At 73.1% G+C, this 22,112-nt stretch carries 19 protein-coding genes and 1 pseudogene; 17 read left to right on the top strand and 3 right to left on the bottom strand.

The features are described from left to right. Window positions 1-12 precede the first annotated feature (12 nt). Window positions 13-1,236, bottom strand: a complete 1,224-nt coding sequence (locus ACWCHM_RS22695; protein WP_454219724.1) for an SUKH-3 domain-containing protein — start codon at window positions 1,234-1,236, stop codon at window positions 13-15. Window positions 1,237-1,309: 73 nt separating this feature from the next. Here ACWCHM_RS22695 and ACWCHM_RS22690 point away from each other — a divergent pair, with 73 nt between their 5' ends. The 13 genes and pseudogenes from ACWCHM_RS22690 to ahcY all read left to right on the top strand — a co-directional run bounded on the left by ACWCHM_RS22690 (window position 1,310) and on the right by ahcY (window position 16,051). After that, the gene (locus ACWCHM_RS22690; RefSeq protein ID WP_281900376.1) at window positions 1,310-1,741 is read left to right on the top strand and encodes a YbaB/EbfC family nucleoid-associated protein; all 432 of its coding nucleotides are present in this window, start codon (window positions 1,310-1,312) and stop codon (window positions 1,739-1,741) included. After that, entirely contained in the window at window positions 1,734-2,078 is a 345-nt protein-coding gene (locus ACWCHM_RS22685) for a hypothetical protein (RefSeq protein ID WP_204956540.1), read from the top strand. The genes ACWCHM_RS22690 and ACWCHM_RS22685 overlap by 8 nt, the downstream gene beginning before the upstream one ends. A gap of 19 nt (window positions 2,079-2,097) precedes the next feature. Then, complete coding sequence (locus ACWCHM_RS22680) at window positions 2,098-6,432, top strand: toxin glutamine deamidase domain-containing protein (RefSeq protein ID WP_454223145.1); 4,335 nt, start codon at window positions 2,098-2,100, stop codon at window positions 6,430-6,432. Further along, on the top strand, window positions 6,432-6,869 hold the full coding sequence (locus tag ACWCHM_RS22675; RefSeq protein WP_204956542.1) for a hypothetical protein: 438 nt from the start codon (window positions 6,432-6,434) through the stop codon (window positions 6,867-6,869). Before ACWCHM_RS22680 ends, ACWCHM_RS22675 begins: the two co-directional genes overlap by 1 nt. A gap of 63 nt (window positions 6,870-6,932) precedes the next feature. After that, complete coding sequence (locus ACWCHM_RS22670; RefSeq protein WP_204956543.1) at window positions 6,933-7,130, top strand: hypothetical protein; 198 nt, start codon at window positions 6,933-6,935, stop codon at window positions 7,128-7,130. 79 nt (window positions 7,131-7,209) lie between these two features. Continuing rightward, a pseudogene (locus ACWCHM_RS22665) lies at window positions 7,210-7,844 on the top strand (endonuclease V). A gap of 137 nt (window positions 7,845-7,981) precedes the next feature. After that, a complete protein-coding gene (locus tag ACWCHM_RS22660; protein ID WP_454219723.1) occupies window positions 7,982-9,154 on the top strand; it encodes a hypothetical protein in 1,173 nt (390 codons plus the stop codon). Window positions 9,155-9,223: 69 nt separating this feature from the next. Then, complete coding sequence (locus tag ACWCHM_RS22655) at window positions 9,224-10,606, top strand: phosphomannomutase/phosphoglucomutase (RefSeq protein ID WP_454219722.1); 1,383 nt, start codon at window positions 9,224-9,226, stop codon at window positions 10,604-10,606. 63 nt (window positions 10,607-10,669) lie between these two features. Beyond that, a complete protein-coding gene (locus ACWCHM_RS22650; RefSeq protein WP_088642951.1) occupies window positions 10,670-10,855 on the top strand; it encodes a Trm112 family protein in 186 nt (61 codons plus the stop codon). Then, window positions 10,852-12,048, top strand: coding sequence for an SIS domain-containing protein (locus tag ACWCHM_RS22645; protein ID WP_204956547.1), 1,197 nt, complete (start codon window positions 10,852-10,854; stop codon window positions 12,046-12,048). The genes ACWCHM_RS22650 and ACWCHM_RS22645 overlap by 4 nt, the downstream gene beginning before the upstream one ends. After that, window positions 12,045-13,052, top strand: coding sequence for a cation diffusion facilitator family transporter (locus ACWCHM_RS22640; protein WP_204956548.1), 1,008 nt, complete (start codon window positions 12,045-12,047; stop codon window positions 13,050-13,052). The genes ACWCHM_RS22645 and ACWCHM_RS22640 overlap by 4 nt, the downstream gene beginning before the upstream one ends. A 2-nt stretch (window positions 13,053-13,054) precedes the next feature. Beyond that, window positions 13,055-14,275: a mannose-6-phosphate isomerase, class I gene (manA, locus tag ACWCHM_RS22635; protein WP_454219721.1), complete on the top strand. Its 1,221-nt coding sequence runs from the start codon at window positions 13,055-13,057 to the stop codon at window positions 14,273-14,275. A gap of 288 nt (window positions 14,276-14,563) precedes the next feature. Continuing rightward, window positions 14,564-16,051 carry an adenosylhomocysteinase gene (ahcY, locus tag ACWCHM_RS22630; protein ID WP_204956550.1) on the top strand — a complete coding sequence of 496 codons (1,488 nt, stop codon included), beginning with the start codon at window positions 14,564-14,566 and terminating at the stop codon, window positions 16,049-16,051. A gap of 113 nt (window positions 16,052-16,164) precedes the next feature. On the opposite strand, the gene ACWCHM_RS22625 is transcribed toward ahcY, so the two are convergent. After that, window positions 16,165-16,323, bottom strand: coding sequence for a hypothetical protein (locus ACWCHM_RS22625; protein WP_204956551.1), 159 nt, complete (start codon window positions 16,321-16,323; stop codon window positions 16,165-16,167). A 291-nt stretch (window positions 16,324-16,614) separates the two neighbouring features. Here ACWCHM_RS22625 and efeU point away from each other — a divergent pair, with 291 nt between their 5' ends. Genes efeU through efeB form a run of 3 tightly spaced genes read left to right on the top strand, consistent with a single transcriptional unit; the run spans window position 16,615 to window position 20,020 of the window. Then, on the top strand, window positions 16,615-17,505 hold the full coding sequence (gene efeU, locus ACWCHM_RS22620) for an iron uptake transporter permease EfeU (protein ID WP_204956552.1): 891 nt from the start codon (window positions 16,615-16,617) through the stop codon (window positions 17,503-17,505). A 32-nt stretch (window positions 17,506-17,537) separates the two neighbouring features. After that, on the top strand, window positions 17,538-18,668 hold the full coding sequence (gene efeO, locus ACWCHM_RS22615; RefSeq protein ID WP_204956553.1) for an iron uptake system protein EfeO: 1,131 nt from the start codon (window positions 17,538-17,540) through the stop codon (window positions 18,666-18,668). A gap of 50 nt (window positions 18,669-18,718) precedes the next feature. Next, window positions 18,719-20,020, top strand: coding sequence for an iron uptake transporter deferrochelatase/peroxidase subunit (efeB, locus tag ACWCHM_RS22610; protein WP_454219720.1), 1,302 nt, complete (start codon window positions 18,719-18,721; stop codon window positions 20,018-20,020). Between the two features lie 12 nt (window positions 20,021-20,032). On the opposite strand, the gene ACWCHM_RS22605 is transcribed toward efeB, so the two are convergent. Then, window positions 20,033-21,022 carry an RDD family protein gene (locus ACWCHM_RS22605; protein ID WP_307820938.1) on the bottom strand — a complete coding sequence of 330 codons (990 nt, stop codon included), beginning with the start codon at window positions 21,020-21,022 and terminating at the stop codon, window positions 20,033-20,035. Between the two features lie 41 nt (window positions 21,023-21,063). Between ACWCHM_RS22605 and ACWCHM_RS22600 the strand changes: the two genes are divergently transcribed. After that, entirely contained in the window at window positions 21,064-22,104 is a 1,041-nt protein-coding gene (locus ACWCHM_RS22600; RefSeq protein ID WP_281900354.1) for a stage II sporulation protein M, read from the top strand. Window positions 22,105-22,112: the final 8 nt, after the last annotated feature.

Below are 22,112 nucleotides of genomic sequence, written 5' to 3'. Positions count from 1 at the left end.
GCACCTCCCTCGTCACCAGGTGCCGTCGTCCCGGACCCGGGGCGGGGCGAGGCCGAGCAGCAGGGTGGTCAGCGCGGCGTCGACGTCGCCGCCGAGGAACCACTCGCCCGCCTGGTCGAGCGCGAAGACCCGGCCGTGGTCGTCCACGGCCAGGATCGCGTCCGGATGATCCGCGCCGATCGGGAAGAGCCGTACGCCGAGCACGGCACCGAAGTCCGCCAGGGTGTCGGCGGTGTACGCGGCGTGCACCGGGTCGACGGAGAACCGGGAGATCCACACCTCCTGTCCCGGCCCACGCCGCCCGGAAACGAGACCCGGGAAGCTGGTGAGAGCCTCCAGCGCGGAGACGAGGGCGGGATGGTGGGGGGAAATCTCCCTCGCTTCCGCGATCGCCTCCTCGGCAAGCCCCTGATCGCCGATCCCGGGACGCCAGCCGGCGCTGACCAGGGAGTCGGCGACCTCCGGCGGGAATCGCCCTGGTTCCGGCGCAGATTGCCGCTCCGGCCGCCACTGCCTGGTGAACGCCAGTTCCGACCAGCCGACGACTGCGAAGTGCACCAGGAAGTTCAGGCAGGAGTCGCAGGGACGTTCCGCCGGGCCGGCGTCCGGATCGCCCGGCTCGCGGACCAGGAACACGTCGATTCCGGTCGCCGTCAACAGCGACTCCGCCTCGCGCATGGTCAACGCGGGTAGGCCGGCGGCGGCGCGTCGATGGTCGTACTCGTGCAGGACGTCGGAGACGACGACCAGTTCGGCGTGCCGGTCGCCCCCACGGACCAGGTGCCCCACGGGTAGTTCGTCCAGGTAGGCCCGGACCAGGGGGTGGTGCCGCAGCGGCACGTCCCCCTTGACGCCGTGCCCGACGTAGGTGCGACCCTCGACGGTCAGGTGGGCCACGACGGCAGGCGTCGGCAGCCGCCGGATCTCGCGCAGCAGCAGGCTGGCCGGGTCGACGGTGCGCGGCGCGGGGGTGCCGGTGGGGCGGCTGCGCCGGTACATCTGCTGCACCACGGCCGCCGGCACCCGGGGCCAGGTGGTGACCTCGCCGGTCTGCTTGTCGACGACGGTGGTCGGCAGGTCGCCGGGGTTCGTGTCGACGGCGCGGTCGACGCTCGACCGGATCACGTAGCCCAGGTCGAACTCGTCGAGCGTTGGCTGGCACTCGTAGCCGAGGCGCTGCGAGTCCCGCCGCGCCCACACGTCGGCGAGCTGCTCGGCCTGTTGACGATCGATCACGGCCCGAAACTACCGGACCCCACGGGATCGTGGCGCCCGGTATGGTTCGCCTGACTGACGGTGACGGGGGAGGGTGGCGTTGGCCGAAAGGGTGGACCGGGACGCGAACCAGGCGCTCCGGGCGCGGTTCGACGAGGTGTACGGCCAGTACCAGCGGTTGCGGTCCGGTGTGGACGACCTGCGCGCCGAACTGGCGGAGTTGCGGGTCACGGAACGCTCGGACGACGGCCAGGTCACCGCGACGGTGGGGGCGCGCGGCGAGCTGATCTCGGTGGAGCTGACCCCGGCCGTCTACCACGACCGCGATCATCACGCGCTGAGTCGGAAGATCACCACAACCGTGCACCGGGCCTGCACCCGCGCTGCCACGGCGACCCAGGAACTGGTCACCGCGTACCTGCCGGCCGGCTCGGGGTCGGTGGAGTTCCTGCGTACCGGCGATTTCGGCGCGCTGCTCGGCCGCGCCGACGCGGTGCTCCGCCGGGAGGCGGAACGGCATGAGTGAGGGAAACCTGTGGCTGGACCCCGACCGGGCCCGACGGGGTGGGGCAGACCTGCGCCTGGCCGGCACTTCGGTGTCGGCACGTCGTGCCACCCTCGGTGGGGAGATCGCGGCGGCCAGCGCCACCCGTCCGTGGGGCCGGGACGACATCGGCGCGGCCTTCGAGAAGAGCTACCGGGCCTACGAGGAGACCCTGTTGCGTGCCTGGTCGGGGCTGGGTCGCACCATCGAAGGGCTCGGGTCCGACGTGGTGACCTCGGTGGACGCCAACGTCCGGACGGATGCGGCGAGCGGTCGGCGGCTCGACGGGGTGGTCGACCGGCGCGACCACCGGCGCTGACCCGGGAGAAGCCTTGAGCGTGCTGCCGAGCCCGATCCCGCATCCCCTCGACTACAGCCCCTGGGACCTGCCGGGTTGGGCCTACGAGGCGCTCGACTGGGTGGTCGGGGTGCAGTGGCCGGAGGGAAACGAACGCACCGTCTGGGATCTCGCCGACCAGTGGTACGCGGTCGCGGGGGCCCTGGCCGGGCCACGGGCCGATGCGGTCGCCGCCGCCGCTGAGGTCCGCAGCGGCTACGGCGGGACCGGGGCGGTGCCGGAGGCGTTCGAGGCGGCGTGGCGGCGGCTGGCCGAGGGCGACGAGGCCCCGTTGCCGGTGCTGCTGGCGGTCAGCACCGACCTGGGGCGGCTGGTCGAGGAGTGCGGCAGCGACATCGAGGCCGCCAAGCTCGAAGTGTGGATCGAACTCGGCATCCTGGTCGCGGAACTGCTCGCGCTCGCCGTCGCCGCCGCGCTCACCGCTGGTGCCGCCTCACCGGCGGCCGGCGCGGCGATCACCGCCAGCCGGCTGGTCATCCAGCAGATCTTCCGTCGGTTACTTGCCCAACTGGCCAAGAAGGCGCTCCGGCAGGGCCTCAAGGAGGCAGGCGAGCGGGCCGCCAAGGAAGTGGCCAGGCAGGGCGTGCGCGGGCTCGGCAGGCGGGCGGTCAAGGGGGGCCTGTTCGAGGCCGGGCAGGAAGCCGGGGTGAGCCTGGCGACGCAGGCGTACCAGAACTCCACAGGTCGCCGGCACGGCCTGGATCTTGCCGATCTCGGTGCGTCGGCGCTCGGCGGGCTGGCCGGTGGGGCGGTCGCGCCGCTCGCGGGCCTGGGGCGGCAGGCTACCGGGCGTGCAGCCCGGGTCGGTGAGCACGTCGGCCGCGAGATGACAGGCGAGGTGCTGGCGGAGGGCGCGGCCGGTCTGGCCACCGGCCAGGGGATGCCGTCGCTGGAGGACGCCAGCCGGGCCGCCGTGTCCGGGGTCGCCGGCTCGGCGACCGGGCAGGCGGACACCGCGCTACGGGCCCGGCTCGACGCGCGGTTGCATTCGCTGGCCGACGTCTCCCAGCCGCCCGGGGCTTTCCCGATCCCGCCACCCGTGCCCGCCGGTGACCAGGTGCCGCCGGCCGTCGATGCCCTCATGCGGTCGCCCGGGGACGCTCCGGCACCGAAGCCGACGATGCCTGTCGACCCGGCCGTCATGACCGGCAGCGGCGCGGGCGTGGGTGTCGAGACGTCGCCACCCCGGGACCCGCAGGCACCGGTCGACTCGGGGCGGACGGCTGTCACAGGTCAGGTCGACCGGCCGGCCGAGCCGAACCCGACCGCACCGCTTCGGTCCGGACCTGAGGCACAGCACCACGTCGGTGCTGCGGCACCCCCGGTCGCCGCCGGTCCGGTGCCCGACAGCCCCACCCTGTCATCGATCGCGGTGGACCGGGAGAGTTCCCTGGCGATGGCGGGCCGCACCGCCGACCCGGTGACGACGGCCCCGGTCGCGGCACCCCAGGGTGCCGACGCCGGGCAGGTCAACCCGACCGCGAGCGTGACGACAGCGGGACCGCCCGCAGGAACGGCCGCGACGCCCACGCCCGTGATGGGTACGGCCCTGACCGGCGTTCCGTCCGGGCCGCCTATGGGCCCTCCGGTAGGCGCGGCGCCGGCGGCGGGGCCACCGAACAGCAGCGCCCCGGTCACGGCGCCGCCCCCGGCCGACCGGGACCGATCGCCGGGCGGCGGCGACCCGGGGCGGCAGCGGGGTGGGCGGTTGCCACTCCTGACAACACTGGCACCTGCGCCCGTGGCCTCCCCCGCCACCGGGAGATCCGTCTCCGGGCCGTCGGCGAACGACCAGCCACCTTCCCCCAGGACCCCCGGGTGGTACGCGGTCAGGTGGGCGGCGGAGCGGGAGGCGCTGGAACGGCGTCGCTATCAGGGCTACTTCGAGTCGCAGCGGCACTGGTTCGAGGACCGGCGACGAAGCGACGATGCCGATCTCCGACGGCAGGTCGCCCGCGAGCACGCGGCAAGGGCACACCGTGCTGCGCGACGCGCCGACCATGCGCACCGAGACGGTCGCACTGAACTTGCGAACTGGTACCGGCAGATCGCCATCCGTGCGCACGAGGACAGCTACCGCGAACTGGATCTGGCGTCGGCGGTCCTCAATGGCAGCATCTATCCCGCCGACGTCGCGGTGGAGGATCCGGACGACTTCCGCCGCATCAACGACGATGTGGCGGAGTTGGCCGGTGGTGGGGTCGAGACGGGTGACAGGTCGGCGTTGACCAACGACGACGATCCACCGCCCATCGACCGTTCCCGCCGGTACGGGGAGTTCGGCGGGCTGCGCCCTCCCCTCGCGCTGCACCAGACCGACCTCGAACGGCAGATGCCCCGCACTCCGGACGGCGGCGTCGTGCGTACCGCCGATCCCCGGCAGGGCGGCTGGTTCGTGCTGGCCAACGACGGGGGGCCGCAGGCCGATCCGACCCGGGGCATCAACTGCCTGGACTGCACCCTGTCCCTCTACGAGACGTGGCTGCACGGCCGGCCCAGGGTGGCCGCACCCCGTACGTTCGACGGCTACCTGCAGGGCGACGTCCGGCGTCCCGTCAACGGTGAGACCGGTGGACCCGGCCGGGTGGAGGAGGTCACCGGCGGGCGGTTCCAGAAGCTGTTCGCGGTCGACGAGGGCCGCTCGCCAGGGCCGGCGGCGCTACGCACGTCCGTCGAGCGGGGATACCGCAACCTGCGTGACCAACTCGTCCTCGGTGGCCACGGCAGTTACGCCTTCCTGATCACGGAGTGGGAGAACGGTGGTTCGCACGCCTGGGTGGCGCTCAACCAGAACGGCACCGTGCTCTATCTCGACCCGCAGGCGGGCACGGTGCACGACCGCCCGCTCTACGGGCACGCGGGCCGGCGGCGACCTGACAACGTCGTCGGCATCGACGCGCTGATCCTCGGCGGCGACGGCCGGCCGATGCCGTTGGGCGGGCTGGCGCGGGGCCGGTTCAGCGCCCGTCCCGATCTGCCCGAACACCCTGCGGTGCCGGACGACGAGCAAGGATACGGCGACCCGTATCTCAACCGCATGCACCTGCTCGACGGGCCGGGATCCGCCGACCAGGTGGGGCCGGCCGTCGGAGACTTCGATCGACCAACGGACCCGGCCGGCCTTCCCCCGGGCGAGGGACCGCAGCGGCCGACCGGTCATCCGATGCCTGAACGCCCGGACGACCCGGTGCGGGGGTTGCTGCCCGCCGGTGCCGGTCTCGACGGACTCCTCGATGCCGGTCTGTCACCTGCGGAGATCTGTGCGCGTGTCGACGCCCGGACGATCCGGCGACTCGTCCCCCAGCTCGACGATTCCGGCGCGGCGGACGTGGCGGGGTTGCTCCGCGACCAGCGGATCGTGCGGATGTTCGATGACGCCTGGCGTGACCCTTCCGGCGGGCAGCGGGAACTCGCCCGCACCCTCGTACGGCAGCTGGCGCGGCAGCCGGACCTTGCCCGCATGATTTTGGCGACGCCCGAGTTGGCCACCTCGCTGACCGCCCGCCCGGTGACACTGCACCACTTGGCCACCCACCCGGAAGCGGTCGATGCCCTCGGATCCCTGCTTGGCGAGATGGCCACACAGGATGCGGACGACACCCTCACCACACAGCCGCCGGTGCCGATGCCGACGCCGCTCTCTGCGGAACAGGTGCGTGTCAGTGAACGTGCAGTGACGACTGGCGAGGATGTGCGGCAACCAGGGTTCGATCGTCGACGAGCAACCGACCCCGACTACCGCACCGCATACCTTGATTCCCTCTACGCTGCCGCTGCCGTGGCGCAGGTGGAGTTGAACGGACTCGCCGTCGACCTGGCACGTGACCGTGGCGCGGTCGTCGGCTCAGCCGGCTGGCGGCAAAGCCCCAAGGACCGCCGACGTGCCGAGGACAAGGTCCGCAAATATCGGGGCGATGCTTCCCGCCTGCGGGACCTCGCTGGTGCGAAGGTCGAGTTCCAGTCTCTGGACGATCTCTATCGAGCACTCGACCGCCTGTGCCACCACCCCGGAATCCGGATCGTGCGGTGCGAGGACAGGTTCGTCGTCCCGCAGGAGAGCGGCTACCGGGACGTGCAACTCATTCTTGAAATGTCGAACGGTCATCTCGCCGAGTTCCGGCTGCATCTGGCGGCGCTCGATGAGGTGGCGGTCTGGGAGCACGCGCTGTACGAGGTTCGTCGTGATCTGGATAGCCTTGCTCGGCAGGACGGCCGGGCCATGACCCGGGTGGAATGGTCCCTCGTGACCGGCATCCTGCGTGAGCAACAACGATTGTTCTGGCGCGCGTTGATGTCGACACTCAGGGAGACGTGATGGCGGCCACGGGTGTGGGTATGGACTTGCCGGCCTATTACTCCTATTACGACTCTCCCGTCAAGGTCGTCGCCACGGAGGACGGGGTGCCGCAGGTGTGGCGCATCGTGATGGATACCGGTGGCTGGATGAGGGACGACAGCATCCTCGGCGAATTGCTCTTCGCCGCCGCAGGCGAGGTTTCAAGGCGTTCGGCCGAGGAGTTCGTGCAGGACGTGGAGAGGTACCGGTCGGACTACCTGTCCGGCGATGGGCCGGTGTTCGCCCTGTACGAGACGGCAGCGGCGATTATCGATTCAGCTGTCCGCGAGCGACGCAACCCCAGCCCCAGGGAACGGGCGATGGTGCGCGGTATCAGACGGAAGACGTTCGTCATGTTCGAGGAGGCGCTACGCGCCGCCGGAGATCCCGCCGCTGATCCCAATGTCGAGGGCTGAGGGTCCGCCGTACCGGCGGACGAGGAGCAGGCGGCCGTGGGGGACGCCGATTAGGGTGGGGCGATGACGGACCCTGCTGCCAAGAAGCGTCAGACGGCCGCCTGGGTGTCGGGCCTGGCCATCGGCATCGTCATCGGGCTGATCATGTTCCGGGACGCCGTCGGTGTGGCGTTCGGGATCTCCATCGGCATCGCCTTCGCGATCGCCTTCGGTGCCTTCGACAAGAAGAAGGAGGACGGACGCGACGGTGAGCCCGGCTGAGACCGAGGGACGGCCGGAGCACGGGGACACCGGGTCGCCCGGGTTGACCGTCGCCGAGGCGGTGGCCGTACAGGACCGGTTGCGGCCCCGGGTGGACCTGGTCGGTCCGGGTCCCCGCCGGCCCGCGACGGTGGCCGGCCTCGACGTGGCGTACGCGCCGGACGGCGACCTGCTCGCCGCGGCCGTGACCGTGCTCGACACCGCGACCCTGACGGTGGTGGACCACGCGGTCAGCGTGGGCCGGCCCGCGTTCGGGTACGTGCCGGGGCTGTTCGCCTTCCGTGAGCTGCCCGCCCTGCTGGCCGCCATGGACCGGCTGACCACCCGCCCCGAACTGCTGGTCTGCGACGGACACGGGGTGGCCCACCCGCGCCGGTTCGGGTTGGCCTGCCACCTGGGCGTGGTGACCGGGCTCCCCGCGATCGGGGTGGGCAAGACCCCGCTGGTCGGCACGTGGACCGGGCCGGGCCCGCGCCGGGGGACACCGCCGAGCTGGTCGACGCCGGTGAGGTGGTCGGCCGGGTGCTGCGTACCCGAGACGGGGTGAAGCCGGTGTTCGTCAGCGTCGGGCACCGGATGGGCCTGGACAACGCCGTCGCGCAGGTGCTCGCGTCGACGCCGCGGTACCGGCTGCCGGAGACCACCCGTACCGCCGACCGGCTCTGCCGCGAGACCCTCGCCGCCGCCACCGGCCCGGCCCGCGCCACCGGCTGAGGGGCGGGACGGCCGGAGCTGGGCGGTCGGGTCGAGGGGGTAACGCGGCCCACATGCGGGGCGCTCTGTCACCGGGTGCCCTGTCGCGCTGGTAGTAACCTGGCCGGCGGCCCCCGCCGGGGCGGAGGGGGTGGGAGATGTCCGTGCGTCGGCAGGTGGGCCGGGTGGTGACCGTCGGCGCGCTGCTCGCCGGCCTGGTGGCCGTCGGCGCGCTCCCCGCCCACGCGGACGAGGACCGGGTGCGGGTTCGGGCCTCGGGCGGCTTCTCCGCCGGGGGCTCCCCGGGCGGGGTCGCGATCGAGGTGCGCAAACGTACCGACGGGTGTGTGCTGCTGCGGACCGCACTGGGGCTGAGCCTGGCCGGGGTTGGCGCGGACCAGGTGCGGGTAGAGGTGAATGTCGGGGGGCGGTGGTCCACTGTTCCCGTCACCGGTGGCGGTGGCGTGCTCCAGGTCTCCCGTACCTCGTCGGCGGGTCCACCGTTGTGCAAGGGGAAGAGCAGCACCGTCCGCTACCGGGTGGCGTTCCTCGCCGGGGCGCCGGCGGGTCGGCTGGACGTGGTCGGTGAGGCCACGACCGCGGCCGGCCGGCTGATCGGCCGGGGTGCCGACACGTCCCGGGTCGGCGGGCGGGCCGCCGGTTCCCCCACGCCGAGTCCCACTCCGACCAGGAAGCCCACGCCCACCCCCGACGCGACCACGCCCGCGCCCGCGCCGACGACGGTGACCGCCGGGGCCGCGCTCGCCGCCCCGGCGGCCGGCCCCACCACCGCCGCCGCAGAGACCTCCGGAGGATCCATGACCATGTTTGCCGGCATCGCCCTGGTGATCCTGGGTGCCGGGCTCATCGCCCTGCTGATCTTCCGGTCCCGCGCCGACCGGGCCGCCGTCGACCCGGGCCGGGCCGTCGACCCGGTCGACCTTCCGGCCCTGCCGCAACCCCGTAACCCGGTAACCCCGACCACCTACCGCTCCGGGGGTGTGGCGGCGGGTCCGGCCCCGGCCCCCTCCGGGCAGGTGTACGGGCAGCCGCAGCCGCCCGCGCCGGCCCGCCCCGGCAGCCTGTACGGGGCACCGGCCGCCTACCCGACGGTGACGCCCGCGCCCCGCCCGGCCGGCGGGGTGTACGGCAGCCGTCCGGCCGCCGCCCCGCCCGCCCAGGGCGGTCCGGTCTCCGCGCCGCCCGCCCCGGCTGCCGTCCCGCCCGCCCCGAACCCGCCGGTTTCCGCGCCGCCCGCCCCGGACCGGCCGGCGTCACCGCCCGCCACCGGCGGCGAAGCGACGACGATCATGCCCGAGCTCCCCGGCTAGGAGGGGACGGACGCCACCGCTCCGATACGCTCAGGGTCGTTGACGACCCCTGTCGAGGAGCTGAAACCGGTGTCTGACCTGTCCCAGATCGTGAAGGCGTACGACGTCCGTGGGACGGTGCCCGACCAGTGGGACGAACGGGTCGCCGAAGCCCTCGGCGCGGCCCTCACCCGGGTGCTCGACGAGGCCGGCGAGCCGGACGGGGCCGTGCTGATCGCGCACGACATGCGGGCCACCGGCCCGGGGCTGGCCGCCGCCTTCGCCGACGGCGTGCGGGCCGAGGGGCGGGCCGTGATCGAGTTGGGGCTCGCCTCCACCGACATGCTCTACTACGCCTCCGGTGCGCTCGGCCTGCCCGGGGCGATGTTCACCGCCAGTCACAACCCGGCGCAGTACAACGGCATCAAGATGTGCCGTTCCGGGGCCCGCCCGATCGGCCAGGACAGCGGCCTGGCCGACATCCGGGTCCGGGCCCAGGCGCTGCTGGACGCCGGCACCCGGCCGGCCGCCGCCTCGCCGGCCCCGGTCGACCGGCGTGACCTGCTCCCCGACTACGCGGCCCACCTGCGCAAACTGGTCGACCTGTCGACCATCCGCCCGCTCAAGGTGGTGGTGGACGCCGGTAACGGGATGGGCGGTTACACGGTGCCGAGCGTGCTCGGCGACGCGGCGTTGCCGGCCCTGCCGCTGGAGATCGTGCCGCTCTACTTCGAGCTGGACGGCACCTTCCCCAACCACGAGGCCAACCCGCTCGACCCGAGGAACCTGGTCGATCTCCAGCGGGCGGTGGTGGCCCACTCCGCCGACCTCGGCCTGGCCTTCGACGGCGACGCCGACCGGTGCTTCGTGATCGACGAGCGGGGCGAGCCGGTCTCCCCGTCGGCGATCACCGCCCTGGTCGCCGCCCGCGAGCTGGCCAAGCACCCGGGGTCCACGGTGATCCACAATCTGATCACCTCCCGGGCCGTGCCGGAGATCATCCGTGAGCACGGGGGCGTGCCGGTGGTGGCCCGGGTGGGGCACTCCTTCATCAAGGCCGAGATGGCCCGGACCAACGCGATCTTCGGCGGGGAGCACTCCGCGCACTACTACTTCCGGGACTTCTGGTTCGCCGACACCGGCATGCTCGCCGCCATGCACACCCTGGCCGCCCTCGGTGAGCAGTCCCAGCCGCTGTCCCTGCTGGCCAGCGGCTACGAGCGGTACGTCGCCTCCGGCGAGATCAACTCCACGGTCACCGACCAGGCCGCCCGGGTCGCGGCGGTGCGGGCGGCGTACCCGCAGGCGGAAGCGGACGAACTGGACGGGCTCACCCTGCGGTTCCCCGACGGTGCGTGGTTCAACCTGCGCGCCTCCAATACCGAACCGCTGCTGCGGCTCAACGTCGAGGGCCCGACCGCGGAGCGGATGACCTCGCTGCGCGACGAGGTGCTGGAGCGGGTTCGCCGATAGGATCCCCTCCGCCGGTCGGCACCGCCGACCGGCACAGACCACACACGTGGAAGGAGCCGCGCCGTGGCCCTGGACCCGCAGTTGCTCGAAATCCTCGCCTGCCCGGACACACACCACGCACCGCTGGACTACGACGCTCAGGCCCAGACCCTCACCTGCACGCAGTGCGGTCGCATCTTCGAGGTGCGCGACGACGTGCCGGTGCTGCTGCTGGACGAGGCTCGTGGCGGGCCGGAGGCGCAGCGGTGATGGAGGGAACGGCCGGCGTCAGCGGCCGGCGGGTGGCCGACGAGTCGATCCTGGACGACCCGGAGGCGGTCGCCGCCCACGATCCGGGCGGCATGCTGCGTTTCACCGCCTCGGCCGGGGCCCAGGTGCGGGAGTCCGCCGCGCTGGCCGCCGAGGCCAACCTGGCGCTGCTGGAGGACGAGGGCCGCCCGCGTGCGGTCGTCATCGCCGGCATCGGCACCGCCGGGCGGACCGGGGACGTGCTGGCCACGGTCGCCGGGCCGCGCTGCCCGGTGCCGGTGATCCCGCACCGCAGCGCCGGGGTGCCCGGTTGGGTCGGCGCGGCCGACGTGGTGATCGCGGTCAGCGCGTCCGGCCGTAGCCCGGAGGCGTTGGGTGCCGCCGAGGCCGCGCACCGCCGGGGTGCCCGGCTGGTCGCGGTCGGTGCGCCCGACTCGCAGTTGCAGTCGGTGGCCGAGCGGGCCCGCGCGCCGTTCATCCCGGTGCCCCGCCGCGCCCCGGCCCGGGCCAGTCTCTGGGCGCTCACCGTGCCGGTTCTGCTCGCCGCCCGTACGCTCGGCCTGGTGAAGGTCAACGAGGCGGATCTGGCCGAGACGGCGGCCCGGCTGGACGCCGACGCCGACCGGTGCCGGTCGACCGCCGAGTCCTTCGTCAACCCGGCGAAGTCGCTGGCCCTCGGGCTGGCCGGGTCGATTCCGATCGTCTGGGGTTCGTCCCCGCTGGCCACCGTGGCGGCCCGCCGCTTCGGTGACACGCTGTCGGCCAACGCCCGTTACCCGGTGGTCGCCGGGGCGCTGGGTGAGGCCGGTCGGGGCCGGGTCGGCCTGCTCGACGGTGTCTTCGGCGGCCTGGTGGAGTCGACCCGGGACATCTTCGCCGATCCGGGGGAGGCCGAGCCCGATCCGACCCGGCTGCGGCTGGTGCTGCTGCGTGACGGTGGCCTCAACGCCGACGACGACACCGACGAGCCGCTGGCCGTCGAGGAGCGTCGCGCCGACGCGGTGCAGACCCTCGCCGAGCGGCGCGGGGTGCGTTGCGACGTGGTCACCGCCGAGGGCGGCTCCGCGCTGGAACGGCTCGCCTCCCTCGTCGCGGTGCCCGACTTCGCGTCGGTCTATCTTGCCCTGGCCCATGGGCTGGACCCGATGGCCGTTCCGGCCGTCACCGAGATGAAGGAGCTGTCGAACCAGTGAGCGCGAACGGCGGTACCAAGGCGATCATCGCCGCCCTGCTGGCGAACGTCGGTATCGCCATCACCAAGTTCATCGCGTTCCTGCTGACCAGCTCGTCGTCGATGCTGGCCGAGTCGATCCACTCGGTGGCCGACTCGGGCAACCAGGCGCTGCTGCTGCTCGGCGGTAAGCGGGCCAAGCGGGCGGCCACCCCGGAGCATCCCTTCGGGTACGGCCGGGAGCGCTACATCTACGCGTTCATCGTGTCGATCGTGCTGTTCAGCCTCGGTGGTCTGTTCGCGCTCTACGAGGCGTGGCACAAGGCGGCCGACCCGCACCCGATCACCTCGTGGCAGTGGGTGCCGGTGGCGGTGCTGCTGGCCGCGATCGTGATGGAGGGCTTCTCCTTCCGCACCGCGATCAAGGAGTCGAACCACACCCGGGGCAGCCAGTCCTGGGTGAACTTCATCCGTCGGGCCAAGGCGCCGGAGCTGCCGGTGGTGCTGCTGGAGGACTTCGGCGCGCTGGTCGGCCTGGTGCTCGCGCTGTTCGGTGTGGGGATGACGCTGATCACCGGCAACGGCATGTGGGACGCCGCGGGCACCGCGATGATCGGCGTCCTGCTGGTGATCATCGCGATCGTGCTGGCGATCGAGACGAAGAGCCTGCTGCTCGGCGAGGGTGCCGACCCGGGCGACCTGGCGACCATCGAGCGGGCCGTCACCGACGGTCCCGAGGTCGAGCGGATCATCCACATGAAGACGCTCTACCTCGGCCCGGAGGAGCTGATGGTGGCCGCGAAGATCGGCGTGCCGGCCTGGGAGAGCGCGGAGGAACTGGCCCGGGGCATCAACGCGGTCGAGGCGCGGATCCGGGCGGCCGTGCCGATCGCCCGGGTGATCTATCTGGAGCCGGACATCTACAGCGTCGCCGCCGAGCGGGCGGGCACCGGCACGGCCGCGCCGACCGCCGCGGCACCGGCGTCGGCTGGGTCGAGTGAGGTGGCCGGGCGGGCCGGAGGCTGACCGTGGAACTGCTGCACGGGTCGATCCGCGACTACGCCTGGGGGTCCCGCTCGGCGCTGGCCGAGTTGCAGGGGCGACCGGCGCCGACCGACGGCCCGGAGGCGGAGCTGTGGCTGGGTGCCCATCCGGGTGGCCCGGCCACGGTCGACCGGGACGGCGAGCGGGTCAGTCTGACCGACCTGCTGGTGGCCGAGCCGGACCACTGGCTCGGCGAGCAGCAGGTCGGCCGGTTCGGCACCCGGCTGCCGTTCCTGTTGAAGGTGCTCGCCGCGGAGGCCCCGTTGAGTCTCCAGGCCCACCCCGACGCCGAGCAGGCCCGCGCCGGCTACGCCGCCGAGCAGGCTGGCGTCCAGCCGGCCGGTGCCGGGCGGGCCGGTGACGGGTGGGTCGACGGGATGGCGGGGCCGGGGCAGGGGCCGCGCAACTACGTCGACCCGTACCACAAGCCGGAGTTGCTCGTCGCGTTGACGCCGTTCGACGCGCTCTGCGGGTTCCGGGATCCGCAGCTGTCGGCGACGGCGTTGGCCGGGTTCGGCGTACCGGAGCTGTCGCCTGTGGTGGCCGCGCTGCGGGCCGGGCCGGCGGGGCTGCGGGAGGCCGTACGTGTGCTGCTGACCTGGCCGGACGCCGAGCGTGCCGGGCTGATCGGGGCGGTGCGCTCGGCGGACGCCGCCGGGCCGGACGCGGAGCTGGCCCGGGACCTGGCGATCCGCTATCCGGCCGATCCGGGGGTGCTGGTGGCGCTGCTGCTGCACCATGTGCGGCTGACGCCGGGGGAGGCGATCTGGATGCCGGCCGGCAACCTGCACGCCTACCTGAGCGGCACCGGTGTGGAGATCATGGCGGCCAGTGACAACGTGCTGCGCGGCGGGCTCACCCCGAAGCACGTGGACGTCGACGAGTTGCTGCGGGTGCTGCGGTTCGAGGTGCTGGACGATCCGGTGCTCGTCGCCCGGCCGGTGACGCCCGGGGTGGTCTGCTGGCCGGTTCCGGTGGACGACTTCGCGCTGCACCGGGTGACGGTGGACGCGGCCGGGCCGGAGGTCCGGCTGGCGCGGCCCGGCCCCCGGGTGGTGTTCTGCCACCAGGGCAAGGTCGGGGTGGACGACGGGGAGGGCGCGGTGATGCTCGGCCCGGGGCAGGCCGCCGTGGGCACGGCCGCGGGTGCGGCGCTGGTGCTGTCCGGTACGGGCACGGCGTTCGTCGCGACCTGCGGCGGTTGACGGTACCGCGGGACCACCTGCGCCACGCCACAAGTCCGACTTTCCCGAATTGCTTGACCGATCCGTGTCTCACGGTAATCTCATGAGTACGCAGCGTTGTCGCGACGAAGGTCCGGCGGCGCGCGGGGGTAACCAAACCGGGGGGATGCACGGGGCGGCCGGCAGGTGGACGGAGGTTTCGTCCCACGCCGACCGCCCCGTGCGCTGTCTCCGGACGGCCCACCGTGCGCCGCGAGGAGGCGGGCGTAAGGTTGATGGTCGCGCAGCCATCGTTCGACAGGAGCCTTCATGACCAGCACCCTCCCGGCGTCATCCAGCGACGCCCGGCCGGCCACCCTCGCCGAGGGCGACTACAAGGTGGCGGATCTGTCGCTCGCCGAGTTCGGGCGCAAGGAGATCCGCCTCGCCGAGCACGAGATGCCCGGCCTGATGGCGATCCGCCGCGAATTCGCCGACGCCCAGCCGCTCGCCGGCGCCCGGATCACCGGTTCGCTGCACATGACCATCCAGACCGCCGTCCTGATCGAGACGCTGGTCGCCCTCGGCGCGCAGGTCCGCTGGGCGTCCTGCAACATCTTCTCCACCCAGGACCACGCCGCCGCGGCGATCGTGGTCGGCCCCGAGGGCACCCCCGACGCGCCGTCCGGCGTCCCGGTCTACGCCTGGAAGGGTGAGAGCCTCCAGGAATACTGGTGGTGCACCGAGCAGGTGCTCGCCTGGCCGGACGGGCAGGGCCCGAACATGATCCTCGACGACGGCGGTGACGCCACCCTGCTGGTGCACAAGGGCGTCGAGTTCGAGAAGGCCGGGGCCGTCCCGGCGGTCGAGACCGCCGACTCCGAGGAGTACGCGGTCATCCTTGAGGTGCTGCACCGCAGCCTCGCCGAGGACAACCAGCGCTGGACCCGGATCGCCGCCGGCATCAAGGGCGTCACCGAGGAGACCACCACCGGCGTGCACCGGCTCTACGAGATGCACCGGGCCGGCACCCTGCTCTTCCCGGCCATCAACGTCAACGACTCGGTGACCAAGAGCAAGTTCGACAACAAGTACGGCTGCCGGCACTCGCTGATCGACGGCATCAACCGGGCCACCGACGTGCTGATCGGCGGCAAGATGGCCGTCGTGCTCGGCTACGGCGACGTGGGCAAGGGCTGCGCCGAGTCGCTGCGCGGCCAGGGCGCCCGGGTCGTGGTGACCGAGGTCGACCCGATCTGCGCGCTGCAGGCGGCGATGGACGGCTACCAGGTCGCCACCCTGGAGGACGTGGTCGAGCAGGCCGACATCTTCATCACCGCGACCGGCTGCTTCGACGTCATCACCAACGAGCACATGGCCCGGATGAAGCACCAGGCCATCGTCGGCAACATCGGCCACTTCGACAACGAGATCGACATGGCCGGCCTGATGAAGCGCTCGGACGTCACCCGGGAGAACATCAAGCCGCAGGTCGACGTGTGGCGCTTCGACGACGGCCACGCCATCATCGTGCTGTCCGAGGGCCGCCTGCTGAACCTGGGCAACGCCACCGGCCACCCGAGCTTCGTGATGTCGAACTCGTTCGCCAACCAGACGATCGCCCAGATCGAGCTGTTCACCAAGACCGACGAGTACCCGGTCGGCGTCTACGTGCTGCCCAAGCACCTGGACGAGAAGGTCGCCCGGCTGCACCTGGACGCGCTCGGCGCCCGGCTGACCGAGCTGACCAAGGAGCAGGCCGCCTACCTGGGCGTCTCTCCCGAGGGCCCGTTCAAGCCGGAGCACTACCGCTACTGAGCGACGCGGACACAGGAGGGGGTCGGCCACGACGTGTGGCCGGCCCCCTCGCCCGTAGGCGGGTCGGACCGCAACCGGGGCGTCCGGGTCGGGGCGTGCCGGGGCCGGTCGGGTCAGGACGGGCCGGGGCCGCGGCGGGTCGGGCGGACCCAGGTCCACACGCACCAGGCGAGCCAGGCCACGGAGACGGCCAGGGCCAACGGGCGCAACCGCAGGGCGCTGAGGACGGTCACCAGCGCGAGGACGGCCAGCCACGGGCCGAAGCCCCTCACCGGTGCCGTCCCGGCCGACGGTGGCGTGGCCCACACCGGCCTGGTGCGGGGGCGTGTGCGGGACGGCGGGCGGGGATGCGGGGCGCGTCGTTCACGGGGCGTCCTGTCCTGGGGGTATGCCGCATCCTGCCACGTCGGGCGGCGGGGCGGCACCCCCGGCCGACGGGTCCGGGCCGACCGTCCCGACCAGGGTGAAGCTGTCAAGAACGACTTGACTGAACCCCCGATCGGGAGGAAGGTATGGCTGCCCTAAGTTGCCTGAGGCAAGCCTGACCACGACACGGAGCACCGATGTTCGCCACGTACCTGATCGGCCTGCGGGAGGGCCTGGAGGCCACGCTGGTCGTCAGCATCCTGGTCGCCTTCCTGGTCAAGTCGCAGCGCCGGGACCGGCTGCCGCAGGTGTGGGCCGGTGTCGGGCTCGCCGTGGCGCTCTCGGTGCTGTTCGGCTGGCTGATCGAGTACACGTCGACCTCGCTGCTGGCCCGGTCGGAGGACCGGGAGCTGTTCGAGGCCGTCACCTCGGTCGCCGCCGTGGTCTTCGTGACCTGGATGATCTTCTGGATGCGACGGGCCGCCCGGACGATCGCCGGTGAGCTGCGCGGCAAGCTGACCGAGGCGCTCGCGGTCGGCTCGCTCGCGGTCGCCGGGATGGCCTTCCTCGCGGTGGTCCGGGAGGGCCTGGAGACCGCGCTGATCTTCTACTCGGCGGCGCAGAGCGCGACCGGTGGCACCGGCTCCGGGCCGCTGCTGGCCCTGATCGGCGGCATCGCCACCGCCGTCGGGATCGGCTTCCTGCTCTACCGCAGCGCCCTGCGGATCAACCTGTCCACGTTCTTCACCTGGACCGGCGCGCTGCTGATCCTGGTCGCCGCCGGCATCCTCAAATACGGCGTGCACGACTTCCAGGAGGCCGGGGTGCTGCCGGGCCTCAACGACCTGGCCTTCGACATCACCGGCGTGCTCGACCCCAACACCTGGTACGCCGCCCTGCTCGCCGGGATGTTCAACGTCACCGCCGCGCCGAGCGTGCTGGAGACGGTCGCCTGGGTCGCGTACGCCGTACCGGTGCTGGTGCTGTTCCTGCGCCGGCCGGCCGCGCCGGCGAAGCCCACCCCGACCCCCACCGTCGCGCCGGACGGCCCCGCCACCGCGCAGCCGGCCGGGTCGCGCCGCGCCTGATCCACCGCCCTCTCCAAGGAGACAAGCAAACGATGCGTACCACCCGTTTCCTGGTGCTCGCCGCCGTCGGCGCGCTGGCCGTCACCGGTGTCACCGCCTGTGGCAAGGACGAGCGGCAGGACGCCGGAGCCGCCAACACGGTCAAGGTCAAGGCCACCGACAGCGTGTGCGAGGTCGACGTCACCGAGTTGGACGCCGGCCAGGCCACCTTCACCGTGACCAACTCCGGCAGCAAGGTCAACGAGTTCTACGTCTACGCCGCCGGTGACCGGGTGATGGGCGAGGTGGAGAACATCGCCCCGGGGCTCAGCCGGGAACTGCGGGTGGAGCTGCCGGCGGGGACGTACGAGACGGCCTGCAAGCCCGGGATGAGCGGCCGGGGCATCCGGGGTGCGCTGAAGGTCAGCGGCACCGCCGCGACGGTGGCCCCGGACGCCGCGCTGACCGAGGCCACCGCCAGCTACCAGCGGTACGTGACCAGCCAGACCGCCGCCCTGCTGACCAAGACCGAGGAGTTCGTCACCGCCGTCAAGGCCGGCGACGTGCCGAAGGCCAAGGCCCTCTACCCGGTGGCCCGCACCTACTGGGAGCGGATCGAGCCGGTCGCGGAGAGCTTCGGCGACCTCGACCCGAAGATCGACGGGCGGGAGGAGGTCATCGAGGAGGGCATGGAGTTCACCGGCTTCCACCGGATCGAGAAGGACCTCTGGACCACCGGGGACATCAGTAAGGACGGTCCGATCGCCGACCGGCTGCTGGTCGACGTCAAGGAGATCGTGAGCCGGGCCAACGCCGAGAAGCTCACCCCGCTCCAGCTCGCCAACGGGGCGAAGGCCCTGCTCGACGAGGTGGCCAGCGGCAAGATCACCGGCGAGGAGGAGCGGTACTCGCACACCGACCTCTGGGACTTCAACGCCAACCTGGAGGGCTCCAAGGCGGCCGTCGCCGCGCTGCGGCCGGCGCTGGAGCAGCGCGCCCCGGAACTGGTCGCCCAGCTCGACAAGGAGTTCGCCAACGTGGAGGCGGCGCTCGGCAAGCACCGCGACGGCGACGGCTGGAAGCTGCACACCCAGCTGAGCAAGGCCGACCTCAAGGAGCTGTCGGACAGCATCAACGCCCTCGCCGAGCCGGTCAGCAAGGTCGCCGCCGCCGTCGCCCGATGACGACGGGTCCGCACGGCCGTCGTACCGGCCGGTCCCTCCCAGGAGAGTCGATGAGCGAGCAGAGCAGCACCGCCGGCCGGGGACGCCGCCGGCTGTCCCGCCGGCGGGCGATCACCCTCGTCGGGGTCGGTGCCGCCGGGGTGGCCGGGGTGGCTGCCGGAGCGGGCGCGCTGGCCCGCGACGGTGACCGGGCCGCCGCGTACGACGGGGCCGCCGGTGCGGTGCCGTTCCACGGTGAGCACCAGGCCGGGATCACCACCCCGGCCCAGGACCGGCTGCACTTCGTCGCCTTCGACGTGATCACCAAGGACCGGGACCGGCTGGTCGCGATGCTCCAGGAGTGGACGGCCGCCGCCGCCCGGATGACCGGCGGGAAGGACGCCGGGGTGATCGGTGCGGTCGGCGGTATGCCGGAGGCCCCGCCGGACGACACCGGCGAGGCGCTGGGCCTGCCCCCGTCGCAGCTCACCCTGACTGTCGGCTTCGGCGCGACGCTGTTCCGCGACGCGCAGGGCCGGGACCGGTTCGGCATCGCCGGCCGGCGGCCCGCCGCGCTGGCCGACCTGCCGCACTTCGCCGGGGACGCGCTGCGCCCGGAGATCTCCGGCGGTGACCTGTGCGTGCAGGCGTGCGCCAACGACCCGCAGGTGGCCGTGCACGCCATCCGCAACCTGGCCCGGATCGGGATGGGCGTGGTCAGCGTCCGCTGGTCGCAGCTCGGCTTCGGGCGTACCTCGTCGACGTCGCGGGACCAGGCGACCCCGCGTAACCTCTTCGGTTTCAAGGACGGCACCGCCAACCTCAAGGCCGAGGACGCCGGGCTGCTGCGCGAGCAGCTCTGGGCCCAGCCCGACGACGGCGCGGACTGGATGACCGGCGGGTCCTACCTGGTCACCCGCAAGATCCGGATGCAGATCGAGACCTGGGACCGTAGTTCGCTGGCCGAGCAGGAGCAGATCGTCGGCCGGACCAAGGGCGGCGGCGCACCGCTGGGCCGCCGCGACGAGTTCGACGAGCCGGACTTCGCCGCGAAGGGCGACGACGGCCAGCCGGTGATCGCCGTCGACTCGCACGTGCGCCTCGCCCACCCCACCCTCAACGACGGTGCCCGGTTGCTGCGCCGGGGCTACAACTACGTCGACGGCTCGGACGGGTTGGGCCGGCTCGACGCCGGGCTGTTCTTCATGGCCTACCAGCGGGACCCGCGCCGACAGTTCGTGCCGATCCAGACCCGGCTGGCCCGCAACGACGCGATGAACGAGTACCTGCGGCACGTCTCCAGCGGCCTGTTCGCCTGCCCACCCGGGGTCCGCGACGCCGCCGACTGGTGGGGTCGGACCCTGTTCGGCTGACCGGCGTACCGGTCAGGCCGGATGGTCCGGCGACGCCGACCGGAGCGCCGGCGCGGCCGGTCGTACCCCGGCCGGGGCGGGTCGGTCGGCGGCAGCCGGCGCGACGACGGCGGGGGTGGCCGGGTCGGGCCAGAGGGCGGCGGTGAGCGCCCGCTGGTGGCGCAGCCGCAGCGAGCCGCGCCTGTTGCGTTCGGCGAGCACCGCCGCCAACAGCAACGGCTCCGGTACGCCCGGCGGCGGCGTCGGGGCGGTCACCGCCGCCACCTCGCGCCACAACTCCCGGGCCAGCCGGCTGCGGTGCGGCTCGACGATCTGCTGCCCCCGGGTCAGGTACTGCCGCACCGCCAGGGCCAGCGCGTCGTCCAGCCGGGTCAGGTCCAGGGTGGCGGCCCAGCCGGCCAGCGGCGCGACGATCGCCGGGGCCGGCCGCCAGGGGTACGTGGTGCGGGTGTGCACCACCATCGTGCCGGCCACCAGGTCACCCAGCCGTCGGCCCCGCGGGTCGGTCAGCATCACCGTCGCCCCGGCCACCCAGCTCAGCAGCGGCAGCACCAGCCCCGGCCACTCCACGGCCGCCCCGACCAGCGCCCGGGTCAGCGACTGACGCCACTGCACCGGGCCGCCGTCGGCGCTGACCACCCGCAGCCCCACGGCGAGCTTGCCGGGCGTCCGGCCGTGGTTGAGGCGTTCCCACAGCACCGGGTAGCCGACCACCACCAGCACCAGGCCGAGGGTCTCCAACGCGCCGGTCAGCGCCCGGTCCACCACCTGGTCGGGGAGCACGATCAGCACCAGCGGGGTCAGCGTCAGGGCCAGCAACGCCGCGCAGAACAGTTGCCCGACGACGTCGATCAGCAGTGCCAACACCCGGGAGCCGAGCCGTGCCGCCCGCACGTCCAGCGCGACGGCCTCGCCGCTGACCAGCCCCGCGTCCGCCCAGCGTCCCGCCGGGTCGACGCCGGCCGGGACGGTGCCGGCCGGCACCGGTGGTTGCGCGCTCACCCGGACAGTGAACACTATGGTCGCCGGACGGGGGAGGACCAGTGGATCTCGACGCGTACGTCGCCGAGCACAGCCACGAGTGGCGACGGCTGGAGCTGTTCTGCGACCGTCGCCGGCTCGACGTCGACGAGATCGACGAGATGATCGTCCTCTACCAGCGCACCGCCACCCACCTGTCGGCGCTGCGCAGCCGGGCACCCGACCCGGCCCTGGTCAGCCGGCTCTCCCAGCTCGTGCTGCGGGCGCGGGCCCGGATCACCGGCCGGCAGCGGGCCTCCTGGTCGGCCGTCGGGCGGTTCCTCACCGTCGGCTTCCCCGGCGCGGTCTACCGGGCCTGGCCGTGGTGGTGCGCGGTGGCGACCGGGTTCAGCCTGCTCAGCGGCTTCCTCATCTGGTACGTGGCGGGCAACCCGGACACCGCCGCCGCATTCATCGGCCCGGATGCCGCCGCCGACCTGGTCGACTCCGGCTTCGCCGGCTACTACACCGAGTTCGCCGCGCCGACCTTCGCCTTCCACCTGTGGACCCACAACGCCTGGATCGCCGCCCAGTGCCTCGCCGCGGGGGTGCTCGTGGTGCCGGTGCTCTACCTGCTGTGGCAGAACGCGCTGAACATCGGGGTGGTGGGCGGCGTGATGGTCTCCTACGGCCGCTCCGACGTCTTCTTCGGACTGATCACCCCGCACGGGCTGCTGGAGCTGACCGGGGTCTTCGTGGCCGCCGGGGTGGGGCTGCGGACCGCCTGGGCGTGGATCTCGCCGCCGGAGCACCTGGGCCGGGGCCGGGCGGTCGCCGAGGCGGGCCGGTCGGCGATCCTGGTGGCGGTGGGCCTGGTCGGGCTGTTCGCGGTCTCCGCGCTGCTGGAGGCGTTCGTCACCCCGGCCCCGGTGCCGGTGGCGCTGCGGGTCGCCGTCGGCGCGGCGGTCTGGCTGGGCTTCTTCGCCTACGTGGTGCTGCTCGGCCGCCGGGCGGTCGCCGCCGAGCGGGCACCGGCCGAGCGGACCGACCCGTGGCTGGCCGAACTCTGGCCGTCGACCGATCCCGCCCGCGCCTGGCACCCCACCTCCCGCCCGCCCCGGTGACCCGCCCG

It is taken from the genome of Micromonospora sp. SCSIO 07396, from assembly GCF_053667945.1.
Note: the sequence above shows the minus strand (reverse complement) of the source record. Positions and strands in the feature narration are given on the sequence as shown.